The 17,071-nt window shown below is 70.3% G+C and carries 12 protein-coding genes; 5 read left to right on the top strand and 7 right to left on the bottom strand.

Annotated elements, in window-relative coordinates; genetic code table 11:
- Positions 1-501: 501 nt before the first annotated feature.
- Both AC0QU1_RS09375 and AC0QU1_RS09370 read right to left on the bottom strand, forming a co-directional pair.
- Positions 502-1,059: an SMI1/KNR4 family protein gene (locus AC0QU1_RS09375; RefSeq protein ID WP_483576124.1), complete on the bottom strand. Its 558-nt coding sequence runs from the start codon at positions 1,057-1,059 to the stop codon at positions 502-504.
- A gap of 22 nt (positions 1,060-1,081) precedes the next feature.
- The gene (locus AC0QU1_RS09370; protein WP_483576123.1) at positions 1,082-7,153 is read right to left on the bottom strand and encodes a golvesin C-terminal-like domain-containing protein; all 6,072 of its coding nucleotides are present in this window, start codon (positions 7,151-7,153) and stop codon (positions 1,082-1,084) included.
- 415 nt (positions 7,154-7,568) lie between these two features.
- Between AC0QU1_RS09370 and AC0QU1_RS09365 the strand changes: the two genes are divergently transcribed.
- Positions 7,569-7,820 carry a hypothetical protein gene (locus tag AC0QU1_RS09365; RefSeq protein ID WP_483576122.1) on the top strand — a complete coding sequence of 84 codons (252 nt, stop codon included), beginning with the start codon at positions 7,569-7,571 and terminating at the stop codon, positions 7,818-7,820.
- Between the two features lie 185 nt (positions 7,821-8,005).
- Here the strand turns inward: AC0QU1_RS09365 and AC0QU1_RS09360 are convergent, their stop codons facing one another.
- On the bottom strand, positions 8,006-8,524 hold the full coding sequence (locus tag AC0QU1_RS09360) for a TetR/AcrR family transcriptional regulator (protein WP_483576121.1): 519 nt from the start codon (positions 8,522-8,524) through the stop codon (positions 8,006-8,008).
- A gap of 55 nt (positions 8,525-8,579) precedes the next feature.
- On the opposite strand from AC0QU1_RS09360, the gene AC0QU1_RS09355 reads away from it, so the two are divergent.
- Positions 8,580-9,119, top strand: coding sequence for an SRPBCC family protein (locus tag AC0QU1_RS09355; RefSeq protein ID WP_483576120.1), 540 nt, complete (start codon positions 8,580-8,582; stop codon positions 9,117-9,119).
- A gap of 161 nt (positions 9,120-9,280) precedes the next feature.
- On the opposite strand, the gene AC0QU1_RS09350 is transcribed toward AC0QU1_RS09355, so the two are convergent.
- From AC0QU1_RS09350 to AC0QU1_RS09335, 4 genes are read right to left on the bottom strand one after another with little or no spacing between them, the layout of a single operon-like run.
- The gene (locus AC0QU1_RS09350) at positions 9,281-10,294 is read right to left on the bottom strand and encodes an XdhC family protein (RefSeq protein ID WP_483576119.1); all 1,014 of its coding nucleotides are present in this window, start codon (positions 10,292-10,294) and stop codon (positions 9,281-9,283) included.
- Entirely contained in the window at positions 10,284-12,527 is a 2,244-nt protein-coding gene (locus AC0QU1_RS09345) for a xanthine dehydrogenase family protein molybdopterin-binding subunit (RefSeq protein ID WP_483576118.1), read from the bottom strand. The genes AC0QU1_RS09350 and AC0QU1_RS09345 overlap by 11 nt, the downstream gene beginning before the upstream one ends.
- Positions 12,524-13,507: an FAD binding domain-containing protein gene (locus AC0QU1_RS09340; RefSeq protein WP_483576117.1), complete on the bottom strand. Its 984-nt coding sequence runs from the start codon at positions 13,505-13,507 to the stop codon at positions 12,524-12,526. Before AC0QU1_RS09340 ends, AC0QU1_RS09345 begins: the two co-directional genes overlap by 4 nt.
- Entirely contained in the window at positions 13,507-14,118 is a 612-nt protein-coding gene (locus AC0QU1_RS09335) for a (2Fe-2S)-binding protein (RefSeq protein WP_483576116.1), read from the bottom strand. The genes AC0QU1_RS09340 and AC0QU1_RS09335 overlap by 1 nt, the downstream gene beginning before the upstream one ends.
- A gap of 70 nt (positions 14,119-14,188) precedes the next feature.
- Between AC0QU1_RS09335 and AC0QU1_RS09330 the strand changes: the two genes are divergently transcribed.
- From AC0QU1_RS09330 to AC0QU1_RS09320, 3 genes are all read left to right on the top strand, one after another.
- Positions 14,189-15,088, top strand: a complete 900-nt coding sequence (locus AC0QU1_RS09330; RefSeq protein ID WP_483576115.1) for a LysR family transcriptional regulator — start codon at positions 14,189-14,191, stop codon at positions 15,086-15,088.
- Between the two features lie 169 nt (positions 15,089-15,257).
- Entirely contained in the window at positions 15,258-15,884 is a 627-nt protein-coding gene (locus AC0QU1_RS09325; RefSeq protein WP_483576114.1) for a TetR/AcrR family transcriptional regulator, read from the top strand.
- Positions 15,881-17,047 (top strand): FAD-dependent monooxygenase, encoded by a 1,167-nt coding sequence (locus tag AC0QU1_RS09320; protein ID WP_483576113.1) that lies wholly within the window; start codon positions 15,881-15,883, stop codon positions 17,045-17,047. Before AC0QU1_RS09325 ends, AC0QU1_RS09320 begins: the two co-directional genes overlap by 4 nt.
- The last annotated feature ends 24 nt before the right edge of the window (positions 17,048-17,071 follow it).

The raw sequence follows: 17,071 nt of genomic DNA, 5'->3' as shown, positions 1-17,071 counted from the left end.
GAGATGAGGCGGGGCATCGTCAAAGATGCCCCGCCTCATCTCAATCGGTGGAGCTGGGGGTGTGGCTGAAGGGATTCGAAACCGGCCCCCTGCATGCGGTACTCGCACACGGGGCTCGGCGGGAGACCTCGACAACTCTCGGAGAAACACCGCTGACCTCGGGACATCCCGGAATCGGGCGTTCGCTTGCGACTCGCACCCTACCGCAGAGTTTCGGGGAATCTCGTCGATTCTCGGCCCTTCAAGTGGTGAGTTTCTGGCGAGACCGGACCCGGTAGCGGACGGAGCAATCGCTACTGCAGCCTTGCCAGAAGCCTTCGCCCCACTGCGCCGGTGCCGTGCCCTTATCAAGACCCCGCCGTGTGATCGACCACGATGACAGCGCTGATGACCTCGCGCAGCGTGTCCTTTGCCTCCGGAAGCGCCACCTCGCGCTCCTTGATGAGCAGGGATAGCGCAAGCCCGTCGAGCAGCGGGACCCGCGGATTTCCGCAGTCATCCTCAGGCCAGTTTCGCTCGCCATCCGATGAACGGCTTTCGCTTGCCCCAGACGAAGTCGTTGCTCGCGGTGCTCTCCGGCAGGTCCCCGACCGTCAGGCGGCGGAGGAACTCGACCATGCCCATGTCGAAGCTGACGAAGTCCGGCCTCCTGCCTCGTCGCCACACCAGGACCGGCCACTCGTCCGGCTCGGCTGAGGTCATGATCCAGCCGTACAGGTCAGGATCGCTGTGGCCGACACCCCAGGCCAGGAGCTGCTCTGCGGCGTCGAGTCCCTGGATGACGGGCTGTTTGTCCCGCCGGTAGTTCCACATCTCCCGGAGGTTCACTGTCTCGTCGGCCATCTCGCCTGGGCCGTAGGGGTAACCCTCCGGCGCCGTCGGGGGCAGGACTGTCAGCCCTTCCGTCCCGACTGAGCCGGTGCCGTAGAGCGACATGAACTCCTTGTAGTCGGATGGCAGCCGCGTGCCGAGCTCGGCCTCCACGGCTGACCAGTCGAAGGTGTCCCCCTCGGTCTGCTCGGCCGACATGACCTCACGGAGACGGTTGAGCTCGGACACGTGACCACTCCTTCCGGCGGTGTCAGTACCTGTGCCCTGGGTACTGCCCCTGGTACGAGTTCTCGACCTTTGCGGTCAGCATGTCTTGGAGCACGCCTTCGCCGTCGAACGCGTAGGCGCTGATGTAGAACGCGGTCGGCACGGTGTGCGAGCCATCGTAGACCGGCTCCACCGTGTAGTGGACGTGGTAGCCCCTGTCCAGCATGCCCTCCACTTTGTCCTCGTGTACACGCATGTTGTTGGCGCCCTGGTCGGATCCGGTGCGCGGGGCGTTCGCTCCGCGCAGGCAGGTGGCGAGGTTCTCGGCGTCGCCCGAACCGCCGAACCGCTGGCCCAGGAGGTGGCACCTGTTCAGCTCGACATCCGTGTTCACGCCCTTGCCCTGCAGCCAGCTCCTGGTGGCGGCGTAGCCGGCCGGGTCCGTCTTCGGGCGCTCACCGGTGCGGCTGAGGTCGTCGGGGATGAGGCAGGCGCTCATGGTGGTCGACCGGTTGCCGTTGGCCGTGTCGAGTGCGCCGTACTGGACCCGATCCGCGAAGGAGCCTTCGCATCGTTTGGGATCGTCGTCGGTTCCACGAGGAATCCGGTGTCCCGGGCGGAACTCTGGTTCCGGTGCGTCTTCCTCCTGGTTGAGCCAGTCGTTGAGCGCGTCCACTCCCCCTTCGAGAGCGAGGATCCCGTTGTCGACCGCCTCCTGGATCTCGTCCTCGTGTACCGCTACCAGCGCGACAACGGTGGCGGCGGCGGCCGCGGCGATCAGCTCACCAATACCGATGGCGATCGGGATGGCGATCGGGAAGTGGCCGTCGAGCTCGATCCCGGAGATCGGGTTCCCGCCGGTGAACGCGTACCGGTTGCCGGTGTACGGATCGGCGCCCAGGCCCATATCGGCCAGCGCCCCGTTGTACATGTCGCGGGTCGTGAACCTGTTGAGCCCCGGGTTGTAGTCGCGGAAGCCCATGTCGTAGGTCTGGCTCGCGCCGTCCCAGCGCTTGGAGTTGTACCGGTAGGCGTTGTACGGCTCTTCCTCCAGCGGGTTGCCCGGGTCGGGCTTGTCGATCCCGGTGAACTCGTCGTCGTCGTCGGACCCGTACGCGGTGTACCCGTACGTCGCCCTCGTGTCGCCGCTCTCGTCGGTGAGCGTCTCGACGTCGGTGTGGGCGTTGTAGCCGTAGTAGGCGGTCTCGCCCGCCTCGATGTCCTGCCCCGGGTCGGCCCTGTGGGTGATCTGGGAGAGCCGCTGTCCCCATGGTGAGTACTGGAACGACTTGGTCAGCTCACCCGCCACCTCCTCGGCCAGCACATCGGACGAGAGCCCGAGGTAGCTGTACCGGGTGGTCTCGCCGTCAGCCGTCTTGGTGGCCGTGCGGTCCAGGGGGTCGAAGGTGTAGGTGGTCGCCTCGAGAGAACCGGAGTCGCCCAGGTTCTCGGCCTTGATGACGTGGTCGAAGCCGTCGTAGGAGGTCCGGGACACGACTTGCCCACCGGCGACGGAACTGGCCTGCCGGCCGAAGGAGTCGTAGTTGTAGCTGGCGGTCGTGCCACCCACGGACGAGGACAGGAGGCGGTTGCGGTCGTAGTTGTACGTCGTCGTCGTGCCGTCGACGGTCTGGCTGATGACGTTCGCGTTGTCGTCGTGGACGTAGGTTTCCGTGCCGGCTCCGTGGCCTGTCTTGGTGGCCGTGGAGAGGCGGTCGGTGGGGCTGTACGAGTACTCGGTCGTCGTCTCGAGGTACTGGTCGTGGTCGTCGGCGTTCATCTTGGACGCGACGTCACGCAGCTTGTGGCCGTTGGAGTCGTAGGTGTACTCGTGCGACGCGACGAGGGTCTCGTCCGGCTTGCGCTCGGTCGTGGACCGCAGGGCTCCGTCGAGGTAGTAGGCGTTGCGGACGACGTTGCCGTTGTCCTTGGTCTCGGTCTGGACCTCGCCGCGGTTGGTGTACTCGTACGTGGTGGCCTTGGCGCCGGTGTCGTCGTTCAGGTCGTCGATCGATACCTCGGTGACGAGGTTGCGCGGGTCGTCGTAGGTGAACTCTGACCGCTGGTCGGGGTGTGCGACGGTCAGCGGCTGGCCGAGCTCGTCGTACGTGTACGACGTCGCGGCGATCTCCTGGCCGTCAGCCAGTTCTGTGACCGCTGAGACCTGGTTCAGTGAGTCGTAGGTGACTGCGTACTCGTCTACGGCCGCGCCGGCGGACCGGTCTTCGATTCTTTCGAGGTTCCCGTTGACGTCGTACTCGTAGGTGAACGTCTTTTGCTCGGTGTCCTCGTCCTGGCTGTTGTCCCGCACGAGCCTGACGCTGTCGGCGACGACCACACCGGTGGTGGACGGTGCCAGCGTGATGGAGACGGGTTCGTTGGCCGTGAGCTCGACCTCGCCCAGCTCGCGCCAGGCGCCACCGCCTTCGGTCTGGTCGACCGTGTACGTCTCGGGCGGGCCGTCGCCGCGCTCCAGCGTGAAGGAGGCGTCGGTCGCGGCACCCGTCACTTCGGGGTAAGACACGGACACCTGGTAGGTGCCGTCGGCCGGCACGTCGAGGTTCCACGTGAACTGGTCAGGCGACGGTCCGTCGGTCCGGGCGTGGGTCTGGTGGTCGTATCCTCGCTCGCCATTCCTGGTGGCCGTCGGCCAGGCTCCTGTCGTCTCGACGGACTGGTTGTCCGAGTTGTCGGTCACGGCGACGTTCGAGCCGACGGGGACACCGTCGTCCGACATGGACTTCCTGTTGCCGTCCGGGTAGAACGACCAGGTCATGGTCCGGTTGGTCGACCCGTCGGCGCTGGTCAGGGTCCGCGCCGTCTGCTGCCCGAGGTCGTTGTAGTCGTAGGTTGTCCGGATTCCCCACGGGTCTACCGATGCCTTGAGCCAGCCGTTGGCGAAGTACTCCTGCGTCGTGGTGTTGCGGACGTCCTGGCCCTCGGACGGTGGTGCGGACGTGGCCGTGGCCCGGCCGAGGGCGTCGTAGGTGGTCTCCGTGTATACGTTCGGGTCGTTGTGACGGTCGTCGTCCGGGTCGTACGGCTGGTACTGCCGCACGGGCCGGTTGAGCGGGTCGTACTCGGTGCGGACGGCGAAGTCGTCGGGGTCTGCTGTCTCGACGCCGCGCGGCGACGTCACCTTCGTCGCGTTGCCGACCTCGTCGTACTCGTAGGTGGTGGTCCGGTAGACGGTCTCACCGTCGACGACGGCGTGCGGCACCTTGGTCTCGACCTGCAGGGCACGCTCGTCGTAGACCGTGTGGGACACGTTTCCGTCCGGGTCGGTCGTGCTCGTGACGAGCCCGTCCGCGTCGTAGACCCGGGACGTCGTACTGCCGACCGCGTCCGTGCTGGACAGCTCCCGGTGGTCGAGGTCGTAGGTCATCCTCGACGTGAAGTCGTCCGGGTCCTCGGAGGCGACCTTCTTGGGGTCGCGGACCTCGACCACGTTCCCGACCTCGTCGTACTCGTACTCCGCGCGGTCGCCCTCCGCGTTCGCCACCGCGACCTGCTGGTAGAGCTCGTCGTACGTATAGGTCGTGGTGAAGTCGTCCGGGTCGTCGGTCAGGGTGCCGCGCGGCTCCGTCCTGGTCAGGACGTTGCCCACGCCGTCGTAGGTGTACGCCGTGACCCGAGGAGTCTCGTCGTCCAGGTCGGGCCCGTGCGCCTCCACCAGCTGGTCCGCCGCGTCGTAGGTGGCGCTGGAGACCGTGCCGTCCGGTGCGGTTGCCTCGATGACGTTGTCGTTCGGGTCCCACACGGGCGCAGGGGTGGTGATGTCCTCGTCGTCGTCCTTCTCGACGGTTCCGACCAGGGGCCGGCCGAAGACGTCGTAGTCCTGCGTCGTCGTACCGCCGAGCGCGTCGGTCGACTCAAGGACGTTCCCGCGGACGTCGAACTCCACGCGGCTCTCGTTGCCCAGCGGGTCGATCGTGACCTCGGGGTATCCGACCGGGGTGAAGCTCTGGTACGTGGTGGTGTTGCCGTTCGCGTCAGTAGCGGTCGCGAGCTGCCCGTACTGGTCGTAGGTGTACGACGTCGTGTAGTCGTCCGGATCCTCGGTCGCGATGCCCTTGCCGTCCGTGACGGTCAGCAGGTTCCCGACGTCGTCGTAGGTGAACTGCGACATCCGCCCGGCGGGGCTGGTCTTGCGGAAGATGTCTGCCGCGTAGCCGTCGCCCCGGGTCGCGTACTCATACACGGAAGCGCCTTCCGGTGCCTCGTCTGCCGTCATGCCGGGTGCGCACTCGGACGGGCTGGGGGCGCCGCCGTGCTCCTCGTTCTGCACGGCGTCGCGCTGCCAGATCGGATACCCGGTCCTGGGGTCGTAGCAGTAGGCCGCGACCGCACCGTTGGCCTCGGTGAGGGTCCGTACGTTGTTGTCGCCGTCCCACGTGAGCGTGACCGTCTCGCCGGCGGCATTCGTCACCTGCCTCGGGCGCAGGAAGTCGTCCGACACGTAGCTGGTCGTGTTGCCCTCGGCGTCGGTGACGGTGGAGTCGGTCCAGTCGTCGTTGTCCGTGTTCCGCTCGTAGTCAAACTGGGTCACCCCACCGATGCGGTCGGTGATCGTCCGGGTGTACCCGTGATTCTTCGGGCCGTGGCCCTCCTTCGGGTCGAAGTACGACAGCTCGGTGTCGTTCCCGCGTGGGTCGGTGATCGTGACGAGCTTGTTCTTGTTGCCCCACCACCCCCGGGCCTCGTAGGCGAACCGGAAGTGCTTGGCGATCGATTCGCCGTCGCCGTCAGTGGCGCCGGCACCGTCGATCATCCGGCCCAGCAGGCCCTTCTTCGTGTAGTACATCTCGATGGTGCGGCCGGAGACATCGGTGACGGAACGGACGTGGTCGTAGATCTTGGGGTTGTGCAGCTTGTCGTCGTCCTCGACGAGTTCACCGTCGTCATCGACGTACGTGTAGCCGTCCTGTTTCTTCTCCCAGTACTCCACGGTCAGGACGGTGCGGCCGGCCGGGTCGGTGATGGACTTCAGGAACTTGCGCGGCTGGAGGATCGAGTGGCGCTCGGCATAGGTGAACGTCTGCTGGTTGCCATTCAGGTCGACCGCGGTGGTCAGGTAGCCGTCGCACCCGAACAAGAACCGCGTCCCGTCAGGGCGCAGCATCGTCCACGCATCCGGGACCTCGGCGTGCGGCTTGCAGTGCACGCCCTCCTTGGCCGACAGCCGGTAGTTCACACCGGCCGGAGCGGCCCACTCGCCGGTCTTCTTGTTGAGCCGGAACACGTGCGTGGTGCCGTCGCCGTCGGGCAGCAGGATCTTGGTCGGGTGCCAGCTGGGGTGGAAGTCCAAAGGCGCGCCCAGCCGGATCGGCCCGGACATCTGAGCCGACCAGCCCTGCCCCAGTACGGTGTCGCTCGTATCAAGGCTGTTGTAGGCGAAGCGCGCGAAGGAGCTCAGCCCACGGCCTGGGTTGGTGAACGCGTCGTAGGACCACACGGCGTTGCCCGCCGCGACGTTGTTCATGACTGTCGAGCCGGCGCCGGTGTTCTTTCCGGCGTAGGTGTAGAACTGCTCCAGGCCTAGCTGGTCAGAGGTCGAGTCCTCGACGGTGACCGTGTGCACCGGTCCATCGGCCAGCGAGGCGCCGGACCTCGCCGCCCCGCGGACCATGCTCCAGGCCACAGTGGCGTCCGCGCGCGCACTGCCGCCGAGATCACCCGGCGCCGTCACCGTGACCTCGACACTGACGCTCTCGCCCGGGGCAAGGTCTTGGGGCAGCGCCGTCTCGGCGTTCTGCACGACGTCGCCCGAGGGCGTTTCCCACGACGAGACCAGGTGGACAGCCTGAGCCGGCCACGTTCTCCCGCTGGTGTTCTCGACGGTCGCGTCGACGGTCACCGACTCCCCGACCCGCAACCGCGTGGGCATGCCGGACACGGACACCGCTGTCGCCGGGTCCGCAGCTACCTCCTCGGCGGTCGCTACCACCGGCCCCCGTGGCGACAAGTCGAGCGGGGGGAGCGCGACGTCGTCGGGCGCGGGATCGAGGTCGTTGCCGTCGAGCCAGTCCGCGATCGTCGACAACAGGCCGCCGTCGGACTCCGGCTCCGGAGGAGCCGCGGCCGCCGCGGCGGCGGCGCGATCCTCCAGCGACATGCCCTCAGCGGCGGCCGGGCCCGCCGCCGGCCCGACGCCCCACGCCACCACCGAAAGCGCCGCCAGGACGCCGACGCCGGTTCGTAGCCTCGATCCGCGTCGACGACCAGACACGCGGACGCCCACGTCGGTGGGTGATGGTTGTGGGTACATCGGGCTTCCTTTCAATCGACATTGATTGCCTGATGCAAGGAACCAGCCCATGGTCGCCGACGCGATGCGAGAGTTCACTCAAAGCCCGGGCTCAATTTTTCATCCTCTGAAACACATCCGGATACTTATGATTTTGGATTGATCAAATGGCGCGACGGCGGACATCAACCGCGGCTGATCAGCGGCTAAGGGCGACGGGCAGCCGACAAGAGGTCGCCCGGGGCGAGGTCAGAAGTCCCAGTTCTCGCCAAACGGCCCTGCGATGCTCGACACGAGCACAGATGCGACCGGCGTGCGGCACGCGCTCGACGAGCTGCCCGAGGTCGACGCACTCGATGCGCTGGCCGCCAACACGGCGCTCGTCTCCCTGCTGGCCAGCCAACGCTGGTTCACCATTCGCGATGCCCGTCACAACGGCTCGACCTGGGAAGAGATCGGCGCGACCCTCAGCATGAGCAAGCAAGGCGCGCAGGACTTCTACCGCCGCAGGATCGAGGATTACGACCACCTCTGACAGAGCCGACCTCAGTGACACGCCCGCTGGCCCATCTCCGCAGGCGCTCCGAGTCGGCACTGACCCCACTCGGCCTGCGCTCCCGGCATGTCAACGGCGTCCGCTCCTTACTGCCGACCCGCCGGCGAAGGGCTGCGTGAGCCACGCCGAACGACGGGCCGCCGGCGGCCCGATCCCAACATGGCTCAGGCGAGGGCCGGGAGAGATGCGACGAGAGCCGACCCGCGCGGCACCAACGACGGGTCGATGAGCCAGAGCGTGATCAACCCGTTCAGCAGGGCGTAGGCGGATCGCGCGGCAGCGTCCTCCGCGCCGAGGGCCCTGGCGAGGAACTGGCCAGCGGCGTCGACCTGGGCGGCCAGCTCTTTGCGCACCTCCGGCTGGGCTGCGGGTGAGAGTAGTTCGTACGAAGCCGCCAGGGCTCCTTCGTGGCCGGCGAACGACTCGATGAGGGCATCCCATACCGCCGCACGACTGCCCGAGCGTGCAGCCGTGTCCACCAGTCGGGTCATGTGCTCAGCCCATGCACGCATTCCGTCGAGCACGGCGAGGGTCACCAGCCGCTGCGTGGTGCCAAAGTGGTAGCCGATCGCCGCCGTGCTGACCCCCGCCCGGGAGGCAACCACGCGGGCCGAGCTACCTGCCAAGCCGACCTCGACGACCGACTCGCGGGCGGCTTTCAGGAGTGCTTCGCGATTTCCCACGGCGAAAGCCTAACGAGGGTTGCGCGATCGTGTTGCACGAACGTATTGTACGTTCGTGCAAACCGCCACCAAGAACAAGCGCCCCATCGCCCGGATCGCCGCGAGTGCGGTCGGGCTCCTGGGCCTAGCAGTCGCTGCCGTTGCCGTGTGGGGTTCCGTCGCGGGCATGACGGTCGGGACCTACACCACGACCACCACCGCGACCGCAGAGGAGATCTGGCCGCTCTGGGCCGACGTCGATGGCCGGCACCGCTGGGACGCCGGACTCGAGAGCATCTCCATCGACGGCGACTTCGCCGAGGGCGCTACAGGCACTGTCCAGCTCGAGGGTCAGCCCGCACGTCAGTTCACCGTCATCGCCGTCGACGAACCCCATCGATACGTCGACCGGTTCCATATGCCCTTGGCCACGAACATGGACTGGGAGCACACGGTGTCGAACACATCACCGACGCAACGCACGGTGACCTTCCAGATCACCATGAGGGGCCCCTCAGCGATCCCGGTCGGCCTGATCAGCGGCCTGATCCTCGACGAAGAGATGCCTGGAACGCTTGACGCACTCACCGACCTGGCCGAGTCGTCGCAACGCTGATCTCGAAGCCCCGCCGACACCCGCCCTCCAGGATCGCGATGTCATGCGGCGGGCCCACCAGCGGACGGGCGGACCAGGATCAGGGCCCTGTACCGCGAACCTCGCGCAGCTGGTCAACATGATCGCCCCCATCAGGACAAACCGGGCGGGCCGGCAGACGGTTACGTGTGGACGGGTTCGGGCGCCGGCGCAGGCACGGACGCGTGGTCGGGCTCGGCGCGGATGCCGCCCGTGCCGTCGCGCAGCCGTCCGCCGGCTCGCCCGTGCTCGACGGCGATCATCTCGGCGAGGATCGAGAGGGCGGTCTCGGCGAGCGACGAGCCGCCGAGGTCGAGCCCGGCCGGACCGGTCACACGGTCGAGCCCCGGGGTGCCCGCGAGCCGGCGCAGCCGTTGCGCGTGCGTCGCGCGGCTGCCCAGCACGGCGACGTGCCCCACCCCGCCGGCGAGCGCCGCCGTCACGGCCCGGTCGTCGATGCGCGGGTCGTGGCTCAGCGCCACCACCGAGTCGGTCGGCTCGGGCGGGTGGCCGGCGAACCACTCGTCGGGCCAGGCGCGCACCACCCGCGCCGTGCCGGGGAATCCGCCGGAGGCCACGTGGCCGGGCCGGGGATCGACCACGACGACCTCGCGGCGCAGCGGTGCGGCCAGCGTCGCGACGGTCGCCGCGAGGTCCGTCGCGCCGACCAGGACGAGCCGGCGCCGCCGCGGCAGCTCCTCGACGAACGCTTCTCCGCCGCCGACGATCCGGCCGGCGGCGGGCCCGACCGACCAGCGGTAGGGCGGCTCCAGGGCGACCCGCACCGCGAGCGGCTGGTTCCTTCGCAGCGCCGTGGTGATCGCGGCGTGCACGGGCTCGGGCGGCGCCGGCGCGACCAGCACGCGCAGCTCACCGGCGCAGGCCGGCGCCTCCTCCCAGGGCATGAGCTCGTCGCCCGGCAGGACGGCGGTGACGTGCGGGGCGCCGCCGTCGAGCACCGTTCGCGCCGTCTCCACCACCAGACCTTCCACGCAGCCGCCCGAGAGCGAGCCCCGCCAGGTGCCGTCGTCGGCGACCGCCATGGTGGCGCCGAGCGGTCGCGACCCGGGGCCGTCCCGGCCGACGAGGCGGGCAAGTACCACCCGCCGGCCGGCCCGGCGCTGCTCGTCCACGAAGGGCCAGACCTCAGCCAGCACGGTCGGCCTCCCGCCGGGCGAGGGCGGCGAGCACCTTGTCCTGCGTGATCGGCAGGTCCAGGATGCGGTGTCCGACGGCGTGGTGGACGGCGTTCCCGATGGCGGCGCTGAACCCGGTGGACGGCGTCTCGCCGAAGCCGCGGGCGCCCAGCGGCGGGAATGCCGGGTCAGGGCGGTCGATGAACTCGACGTCGATGTCGGGCACGTCGGCGTTGACCGGGAGCAGGTAGCCGGACAGGTTCGGCGTGACGACCCGGCCCAGGTGCTGGTCCACGAGCGTGTGCTCGGTGAGGGCGATGCCGATGCCCCAGATCGCGCCGCCGACGGCCTGGCTGCGCGCGGTGTGCCGGTTGAGCACGCGGCCGGGGTCGAAGACTCCGGCAAGCCGGGCGACCCGGACCCGACCGGTCCGCGGCGACACCCTGACCTCGGCGAAGACGGCGCCGACGGAGTAGCCCTGCGGTGCGTCGACGGGTTCGGTGGTGGCCGTGACCGGGCGGCCGTGCCGGAGCAGCACCGTGCGGTGCCGCACCCGGCGCTGCGGCTCGTCGGTGACGAACAGGTACCCGCCGCCCACGCTGATCTCGTCGGGCGAGCGGCCGAACAGCGGGCCGCCTTCCTGGGCGACCGCGAGCGCGATGATCTGGTCGCGCGCCGCGGCGCTGGACCGGGCGACGCTCGCGCCGGAGCTGGGCACGGTGGTCGACACCGAGGAGATGACGGCCTCCGGGTGCTGGGAGTCGCCGAGGTCGAACCGGACGGCGTCGAGCGGCAGCCCGAGCGTGTCGGCACCGATCTGGGTCATCACCGTGTACGTGCCGGTGCCCATCTCCACGGTGCCGCACCGGATGTCGGCGGTGCCGTCCGGGCGCACGGTCACGCTCGACGCCGAGCCGGGGAGCCCGCCCGTGACGTGCGAGGCCGCCGCCATCCCCCAGCCGACCAGATCGCCGTCGGGCGCGCGCTCGGTCGCCGGGCGGGCGGGGCGCCGCGACCAGCCGAAGAGCTCGGCGCCGCGCACGTAGCACTCCCGCAGGTGGTTGCTGCCGTACGGCACCCCGCGCTCCTGGTCGCGGCCGGTCCAGTTGCGCAGGCGCAGCTCGAGCGGGTCCAGGCCCACCCGGTAGCTCAGCTCGTCGATCGCCGACTCCAGCGCATGGCCGACCACCGACTCGGGCGACCGCACCCAGGTGCCCGTCGGCAGGTCGAGCCGGACGGCGCGCTGCGCCGTGCGCACGTTGGGGCACGCGTACAGCACGCGGCTGGGCGCCGGGCTGTTGTAGATGTCCTCCTCGGTCGTGGACACCTGCTCGGCGATCACGTGGTCGATGGCGGTGAGCCGCCCGTCGCGCGTGGCGCCGAGCCTGATCCGCTGGTGGGTCTCGGCGCGGTGCCCGTTGGCCGTGTAGGTGTCGGCGCGCGTGAGGACGAGCTTCACCGGGCGCCCGGCCTCGCGCGCCGCGGCCACCGCGAGCAGCGTATGCGGCCAGACCGGACCCTTCACGCCGAACCCGCCGCCGACGTGCGGCGTCAGGATCCGCACGTTCGCGAGCGGTAGGCCGAACGCCTGCGCCAGGGCGTTCTGGCTGTTGGCGACACCCTGGGTCGACTCGTAGACCGTCAGCTCGTCGCCCGCTTCGCCCGCGTCGCCCGACCAGACGGCGACGGTGGCCGGCGGCTCCATCGGGTTCCCCTGGGTCAGGGGCGTCGTGCAGGTGAGGTCGACCCGCGCGTCCGCCGCCGCGAGCGCCGCGTCGGGCTCACCCCGCACGTACTCGTACTCGCCGTTGATGCCGGGCGGCGGCACGTAGCCCTCGTTCAGGCCGTCGGCCAGGACCACGCGTGGCGGGCGCTCCACGTACCGGACGCGGACCAGCCGGGCGGCGTGCCGGGCCCGCTCCAGGCTGTCGGCGACCACCAGCGCCACCGGCTGCCCGGCGTGCCTGATCCGGTCGTCCTGCAGCGGCACGTACCGCTTGAGGTACATCACCGTGTCGTCGAAGGGGTTCAGGCGGGACATGTTCTCGTGGGTGAGCACGGCGAGCACGCCCGGCGCCGCTGCGGCGGCCCGCGTGTCGACGGCGGCGACGCGCCCTCTGGCGATGGTGCTCGGCGTCATGACCGCGTAGGCCGCGCCGTCGACGTCGGCGTCCGCCGCGTACCGCGCGGCGCCGGTGACCTTCGCGACGCCGTCCACGCGCGGGACCCGCATGCCGAGGGTGAGCTCGCTCATCGCCCGCCTCCCCGCGTGAGCAGGGCCTGGGCCAGCGCGCGCTGGACGAGGTCCACCTTGAACGCGTTCTGCTCGCGCGGCACGGCGCCGCGGACCAGGACCCGGCCGGCCTCAGCGACGGTCGCCGCCGTCAGCGGCCGGCCCACGAGCGCCGCCTCGACGTCGGGATCCCGCCACGGCCGGGGTGCCACGCCGCCGAACGCGAGCCGCACCCGGCGCACCAGGCCGCCCCGGACCTCCACGACCGCGGCGACCGAGACCACCGCGAACTCGAACGAGGCCCGGTCGCGCAGCTTGAGGTAGCGCGAGGTCGCCGGCCGGGCGGACAGAGGCACCTCCACGCCGGTGATCAGCTCACCCGGCGCGAGCGCGGTCTCCCGTTCCGGCGTGCTCCCCGGGAGACGGTAGAACTCACTCATCGGGATCCGGCGCGGCCCGTTCCGGGTCAGCGTGTGCACCCGCGCCTCCAGCGCGGTCAGGGCGACGGCGAGGTCGGACGGGTGCACCGCTATGCACCGGTCGCTGCCGCCGAGGATCGCGTGCCACCGGTTCTGCCCCGCCAGGGCGGAGCATCCGCTGCCCGGCTCCCGCTTGTTGCACGGCATCGCGGCGTCGCGGAAGTACCAGCACCTGGTGCGCTGCAGCAGGTTGCCGCCGACCGAGGCCATGTTCCGCACCTGCGGCGACGCGGCGGCCAGGAGCGCCTCCGACAGCACAGGCAGCCGGTCCCGCACCTCCGGGTGAACGGCGACGTCGCTCATCCTGACCTGCGCGCCCACCCGGATCGTGCCGTGGCCGGTCCGCTCGACGCCGTCGTCCGGCAGCCCGTTGATGTCGACGAGCTGCGCATGCTCCTGCACGCCGTCCCGCATCAGGTTCAGCAGGTCGGTCCCGCCGGCGATGTACCGCGCACCGGGCGCGGATCCCTGGCGGACGGCGTCGGCGGCGTCGTGCACCCGGACGTACGTGAAGGTGTCCATCAAGCCATCTCCTCGGCGGCCTGGCGCACGGCGGCCACGATGTTCGGGTAGCAGCTGCACCGGCACAGGTTGCCGCTCATCCACTCGCGGACCTCGTCGTCCGACCCGGCGTGCCCCTCGTCGATGCACGCCACGGCCGACATGATCTGGCCCGGTGTGCAGTACCCGCACTGCAGGCCGTCCTGCTCCACGAAGGCACGCTGCACGGGATGCAGCTCGTCACCGTCGGCGAGTCCCTCCACCGTGGTCACGCGGCGCCCGTCCTGCATCACCGCGAGCGTGAGGCAGGACTTGACCCGCCGGCCCTCGACGAGCACCGTGCACGCGCCGCACTCCCCGCGGTCGCAGCCCTTCTTGGTGCCGGTCAGCCCGAGCTGCTCCCGCAGGGCGTCCAGCAGGGTCACGCGCGGTTCCACCGCGAGGTCGTGCACGACGTCGTTCACCACGAGCGACACCGGCGCGACCCCGGGGCCGAGGCGCTCCGGCCCGCGGACGGCGAGCGCGCTCGTCACGCCCACCGGCACGGCCACCGCCGTCGTCGCGGCGGCCCCCGCCTTGAGCACGGTGCGCCGGGAGATCGAATGGGGTTGCTGCGGTTCCTCATCGGCCATGCCGGCCAGTCAACCCGCACCGCGCCGTGGACTGAAGGTCCACTTCGGACGCCGCTGATACCGTGCGGGTATGGCCGATCTGGACGCACGTCAGCTCAGATACTTCGTGGCCGTCGCCGAGGAGCTCAACTTCGGCCGGGCGGCGCAGCGTCTCGGCATGACACAGCCCCCGCTCTCCCGGGCGATCCGCGACCTGGAACGGCAGCTCGGGGTCTCCCTGTTCGAGCGCAGCACCCACCACGTCGCCCTGACACCGGCCGGCGACGTGCTGCTCCGCGACGCGCAGCCCGCCCTCGACCAGATCGCCGCCGCCGCACGCCGCGCCCAGCACGCCGGCCAGGCCACCGCCACGCTCCGCGTGGCGCTCAAGGCCGACTACGACGCGGGGCTGCTGCCCCGGATCGTCGACGCCTACCAGCGTGACACGGCCGCCGTCCCCGTCGACCTCGTGCTCGGCGGCCGCGGCGAGCAGGCGCCCGCCGTCCGCGCCGGCCTGGCCGACGTCGCGCTCCTGCCCGAACCGTTCGACGACGCGGGGCTCGACAAGGAGCTCCTCCTGACCGAGCCGCGCCTGGTGGCCCTGCCTGCGGGCGACCCGCTGGCCGAGCGCCCCACCCTGTCCCTGGCCGACCTGGACGGCAAGCACCTCCCCGACGGAACCCCCGCCCGCACCGGCGGCATCCTCGTGCGCGACCGCGACACCCCGCCGCCCCGGCTCGACCTGGCGCAGATCTTCAACCTCATCGGCCTCGGCGACGTGACGATCTTCGTACCCGTGTCGCTCGCGCGCCGCCATCCACGGCCCGAGATCGTCTACCGCGAGGTCCAGGACCTCAACCCGTTCCGGCTCGTGGTCGCCTGGCCGCAGAGCGCGCGGTCCGCCGCGGTGGCGGCGTTCGTCCGGGCCGCGGTCGCCGTGGCGGACGCCGCCGAGGAGCCCGCGCGTCTCCGGGAGTACGAGGTCGGGTAGCCGCAGCGCGGAAGCCCGGAGAGCCTGACGGCGGTTCCGGCTCGGGCTCAGGCGACGTCGGACGTGCTCAGATTCAGCAGGCGGGCCTACCGCGACTGAGCCGATCGGCCGTGAAAACGATCTGTCAATTGTGTTTTCATTGGGTGAGTCGAGACGAAAGGGTGTTCCGGTGCCACGAGGATTCAGTGCCCAGGACCGCGACCGGATTACCCGGTCGCTGCTGGCCACGGGCAGGGAGGTGTTCGTCGCGCAGGGCCTGCGCAAGGCGTCCCTGGAGGCGCTGGTCGCGCCCGCCGGGATCGTGAAGAGCACCTTCTACCAGTTCTTCGACTCGAAGGAGGCGCTCTACCTGGAGCTGATGCTCCGGGAGGCGGCCCAGGTCAAGGAGCGGGTCATCGACCAGGCGCTGCTGTCAACGGACAACACCCGTGAGGGGCTGCGCCGGTTCCTGCACGCGACCGTCGAGGTGCTGGAGACCTACCCGTTGTGGCGCCGGCTCACCACCCACCCCGAGGAGCTGCGCGCCGTGGCCGAACGGCTCGACCCGGCGCAGACCGCGGTGCTCGGGCAGGACAACCCGGCAACGGCCCTGGTCGCCTACGTGACCGACCGGCAGCGCCGCGGCGAGCTCGTCGGGAACGACCCCGCCGCCGTCGTGGGCACGTTGCAGGCGGTGCTGCTCGTCCCGCTGAACGCCCACCATCTCGGCGACGCGCCCACCTATCGCGCGTCGCTCGACCTGCTGATCGACGTCGTCACGGCAGGGCTGACCATCCCAGAAGGAGATCTGACATGACCGCTCGACCCCGCGCCGCCGTCGTCGGCGCCGGTATCGCCGGACTGGCCACCGCGCTGCGCCTGCACCAGGCCGGCTGGGCACCCTTGGTGATCGAGCGAGCCCCCGGGCGCCGCTCGGGCGGGTACGCGGTGACCTTCGCCGGGCTCGGGTACGACGCAGCCGAACGGATGGGCATCCTGCCGGGCCTCGCCGAGCGGCACATCACACCCGACCGGATGGACTACATCAAGCCCGACGGCCGTACCAGCTTTTCCGTGCCAGGGCCCACGGTCCGCGCACTGCTCGGCGCCCGAGCCCTGAACGTCCTGCGCGGCGGCATCGAGGACGTGCTGTACGCCGCGGTGGCGCCGTACGCCGAGATCCGGTTCGGCACCAGCATCGTCGCGGTCCAGCAGGACCGGGACGGCGTGGACGTCACGCTGGAGGACGACACGACCGAGCGGGTGGACCTGCTCGTCGGCGCCGACGGGCTGCACTCCACGACCCGGCGCCTCGTGTTCGGACCCGAGGACGACGTCCGCCTCGACCTGAACCACATGGCCGGGGTGTTCATGGTCGACACGCTCCCGGCCGGCGTCGAACCCGGGGTCACCTCCTCGCTCACCGACACCGGCCGGACGCTGGCGATCGTGAGCCTCGGCCCCGACCGAGCCGCCGCGTTCTTCGGGTACCGCACCGCACACCCCATGACGGAGCTCGCCGACGGGCCGCTGCGTGCGCTGCCCCGCGCCTACGCAGGCATGGGCTGGGCGGCACCGGAGGTTCTGGCGCAGCTACCCGACGCGGAGTCCGTGTACTTCGACAGCGTGAGCCAGATCGTCACCGACACCTGGCACCAGGGCCGGGTCCTGCTCATGGGCGACGCCGCCTGGTGCGTCACGCTGTTCGCCGGACACGGCTCCTCGCTCGCCGTCGCCGGCGCCGACGCCTTCGGCGCCGCCCTCGAACGCCACACGAACGACCTGCCCACCGCACTGCGCGAGTGGGAGGCCACGATCCGCCCCGAGGCCGAGCGCAAACAGAAGCTCGGCCGCCAGGTCAAGGGCCTGTACGCCCCCGCCGACCCGTTCCGGCTCTGGCTACGCGACCTACCCCTGCGCCTCACGTCCTACCGGCCCGTCGCCAAACTCCTCGAACGCCGACTCCAGCTCACACCCTGAACGGGATGGCCACCGTGTTCGGAC

Source organism: Promicromonospora noduliphila, assembly GCF_056951025.1.
This window is presented reverse-complemented; position numbering and strand designations above follow the sequence as displayed.

Bases quoted from the DNA above. Each gene is read 5' to 3' on its own strand.
- AC0QU1_RS09370 (WP_483576123.1), bottom strand. From the start codon at position 7,153: ATGTCGCTGGAGGATCGCGCCGCCGCCGCGGCGGCCGCGGCTCCTCCG.
- AC0QU1_RS09365 (WP_483576122.1), top strand. From the start codon at position 7,569: ATGCTCGACACGAGCACAGATGCGACCGGCGTGCGGCACGCGCTCGAC.
- AC0QU1_RS09345 (WP_483576118.1), bottom strand. From the start codon at position 12,527: ATGAGCGAGCTCACCCTCGGCATGCGGGTCCCGCGCGTGGACGGCGTC.
- AC0QU1_RS09340 (WP_483576117.1), bottom strand. From the start codon at position 13,507: ATGGACACCTTCACGTACGTCCGGGTGCACGACGCCGCCGACGCCGTC.
- AC0QU1_RS09335 (WP_483576116.1), bottom strand. From the start codon at position 14,118: ATGGCCGATGAGGAACCGCAGCAACCCCATTCGATCTCCCGGCGCACC.
- AC0QU1_RS09330 (WP_483576115.1), top strand. From the start codon at position 14,189: ATGGCCGATCTGGACGCACGTCAGCTCAGATACTTCGTGGCCGTCGCC.
- AC0QU1_RS09320 (WP_483576113.1), top strand. From the start codon at position 15,881: ATGACCGCTCGACCCCGCGCCGCCGTCGTCGGCGCCGGTATCGCCGGA.